Source organism: Syntrophomonas sp. UBA5494, assembly GCF_002426325.1.
On record NZ_DIPG01000126.1, the window covers coordinates 1 to 3214 of the forward strand.

The 3214-nt window shown below is 48.0% G+C and carries 5 protein-coding genes; all 5 read left to right on the forward strand.

Going from position 1 to position 3214, the window contains the following annotated elements:
* The coding region (locus tag B3W37_RS14220; protein WP_483176185.1) for a chemotaxis protein CheW at positions 1–885 on the forward strand (885 nt) is incomplete at its 5' end.
* Positions 882–1931, forward strand: coding sequence for a protein-glutamate methylesterase/protein-glutamine glutaminase (locus B3W37_RS14225; protein ID WP_483176186.1), 1050 nt, complete (start codon positions 882–884; stop codon positions 1929–1931). The genes B3W37_RS14220 and B3W37_RS14225, both read left to right, overlap by 4 nt.
* 80 nt (positions 1932–2011) lie before the next feature.
* Positions 2012–2401 (forward strand): response regulator, encoded by a 390-nt coding sequence (locus tag B3W37_RS14230; protein WP_483169425.1) that lies wholly within the window; start codon positions 2012–2014, stop codon positions 2399–2401.
* Between the two features lie 10 nt (positions 2402–2411).
* Positions 2412–2888: a chemotaxis protein CheX gene (locus B3W37_RS14235; RefSeq protein ID WP_483176187.1), complete on the forward strand. Its 477-nt coding sequence runs from the start codon at positions 2412–2414 to the stop codon at positions 2886–2888.
* 3 nt (positions 2889–2891) lie between these two features.
* The coding region (locus B3W37_RS14240) for a chemotaxis protein CheX (RefSeq protein WP_483176188.1) at positions 2892–3214 on the forward strand (323 nt) is incomplete at its 3' end.

Genomic DNA, 3214 nt, shown 5'->3' on the forward strand with positions numbered 1-3214 from the left:
CTGCGGGATAACCTGATGCCGATCATAGATATGCGTGTCAAGCTCAATACCGGTCATGATGACATCACCGACAGTACCCGGGTGATCGTAGTCGATGTAGACAATGCCAGTATTGGGCTGGTGGTAGACCGGGTATATGAAGTGACCCGTATTCCGAAAGATACCATTTTTGCTCCCCCCCAGGCCCTTAGCAATGAGAATGGCGACCGCTTGCAGGGCATCGCCCGGGTCGAGGGGGGCAAACGCATCATTATGCTTTTAGAGCCCAGGGATATCATCATCAGGGAAGAACTAAAAGATATCGGTGCGCTGGAAAATACAGAAGTCACTATGGTGGAAGAAGAAGAGGGACTTGTAAATGGCTTGGAAGAGGAACAGATGGTGGTCTTTAAGCTGGCGGATGAACAGTATGGCGTGCGCATAACCCAGGTACAGGAGATTAACCGTTTATCCAAAATAACCAAGGTGCCTCGCGCCCCCCGCTTCGTCGAAGGGATTATCAATCTGCGCGGAGATGTTATACCAGTCATTGATTTGCGCAAGCGTTTCGAAATTGAGTATAAAAACTACACTGAATTTACCCGGGTGATCGTAAGCGATATTAATAATAAAAAGGTCGGCATCATTGTTGATGAAGTCTTGGAGGTTCTACGCATCTCCAGAAATCTTATGGAAGATGCTCCGGATATACTCAGCAACCAGCATTTGCAGAGTTTCATGGACGGTATCGCCAACCTGGAAAACCGGATGATTATGATGCTTAATCTGGATAACATTTTGGTGGAGAAAGAATGGCAGAAGCTTCAGGATCTGGACCGCACCGGAAAAGCCAGCCCGTCCAGGGCCGGTAAACCTAAAAAAACAGGGCAGGGGCGAGAAGCTTGATAAGAGTACTGATAGCTGATGATTCTGCGTTAATGCGCAAAACCCTAAAGAGAATACTGGAAAACGATGCCGAGATCAAGGTAGTGGCCGCTGCCCGGGATGGCAATGATGTAGTGGAAAAAGCCCGGGAATACAGGCCCGATGTTATTACCATGGACGTGAACATGCCGGGGCAGGATGGGATAACTGCCCTGCAATACATCGTTCATGAAAAAATCTGTCCGGTCATCATGGTATCATCTCTTACTCAGGAAGGCGCAGCAACAACCTTTGAGGCTCTGGAACTGGGGGCATTCGATTTTATCGGCAAACCGGGGGGGACTGTTTCCAGCAACATGGACAACGTGGCTGGTGAGCTTTTAAAAAAAATCAGGCTGGCTGCCAGTATCAAGCAAAATGGTAGAGCTGCCGATCAATTGTTCCGCAGCCGGAAAAAGCCGGAATTAAAGCTTAAAGCCCCCCCTACCAGTAAAATGCATAAAGCCGTAGCCATGGGGATTTCTACCGGAGGCCCCAAGGTGATCTATGAGGTTCTGCCCCTGCTTCCCCCCGACCTAAATGCTTCCTTATTCCTGGTGCAGCATATGCCGGTTAACTTTACCGCCACCTTTGTCAGGAGGCTTAACGAATCCTGTCAGCTGGAAGTGGTGGAAGCTCAGGCAGGCATGAAGGTGGAAAAAGGCGCACTTTATGTGGGCAGCGGGGGTCGGCATCTTAATCTGGTCAAAAATTCGGGTGGTGATGTCTTGATAAGACTCGCCAGCAAACCTGATCATTTGTTTATGCCCTCTGTGAGCATCATGATGGATTCAGTATTAGGTGTTTACGGTTCCAGAACTGTAGGGGTGATCATGACCGGAATGGGAAGCGATGGAGCAGACTCTATGGTAAATATCCGTAAAGCAGGTGGAATAACCATTGCCGAGTCGGAAGAAAGCGCTATTGTTTTCGGCATGCCGGGTGAGACCATTAAACGCGGCGGCGCGGAAATAGTAGCGCCTATATGGGATATTGCCGGGGAGATCGTTAAGGCAGTTAATCGCTGATACGGATAGGTTTGGAGCAATGTTGATTGCCATTCACTAATTAAACCGATTTATAACCATTCAGAGTAGGGGGATTGATCATGAAAGGTTTGCGTAAAGATGGGCGTGCCATCAGGGTGATGGCAGTAGATGATTCTCCGGTAACCCGCAAGATGATTAAGAAGGCATTAGTGCCGGAGGGATTTGAAATTGTCGGGGAAGCGGGAAACGGAAGGGATGCGGTGGAACTCTGCGAGAAGATTGATCCTGATATTATTACCATGGATGTTACCATGCCAATCATGGATGGCCTGGAAGCGGCATTAATTATCAAGCAAAAAAATCCCCGGCAAAAAATCATTATGCTTAGCGCCATGAGTGACCAGAATATTGTTGAGGAAGCTATGTCACGGGGTATAAACCATTTCTGCTCCAAACCATTTACAGCTGGAGATATGGTTGCCAAAATCATGCAGGTAATAAGCGAATAGAGGTGAAAGAGTGGATCTTGCTCAGACAATTGCACCATTTGTTAGAGCCAGTAATCATGTTTTTAAGCAATTGCTGGATCTAAATATTAATAAAGGCCAGGCCGAACCGGAAGGGGACAACTTCGTCTCGCAGGGTTTTACCGTTATGGTAGGTTTGACCGGAGGATGGCAGGGCTGGTTTTTCCTGGATATGAGCCAAGATACAGCCATAAAACTGGCCGGCCTCATGACCGGAGAAGCGTATGATAATGTGAATAATGAGGAAGTGTTACTGGCAGGCGCCGAGATTGCCAACATCATCAGCGGCAATGCCCTCACCGATATCAACAACCTCAACTCCGGTGTCAGCATTCGTCTGACCCCTCCCAGCGTCTTTGCCGGCGAGGGTATGAGTATGTTTAACGTCAGGCTGAACGCCTGTTCCGTTCTATTACAGACTGATGCCGGGAACATCAAAATAAATGTGGTAATGAAGGAGGCGAAATAGCTGATGGACGTCAAGTATGTAAACGCCTTTATTGCCGGTTTGATAGAAGTATCGGGAATGTTGGGTATAAACAGCCTGGCCCGGACTGGATTAAATAAGCGGGATCATCTCAAGACCGAAAATGACGTTAATATCATATTAGGCCTGGTGGGGGATTTGAAGGGAAATGTAGTACTATCCATGCAAGAGACTACCGCCATGAAAGTAGCCTCCAAAATGATGGGCGGCATGCCGGTTACAGAATTTGATGTAATGCCCAAAAGCGCACTTTGCGAACTATCCAATATGGCGAATGGCAGAAGCGCCAGCGAACTGGAGAAAATTGG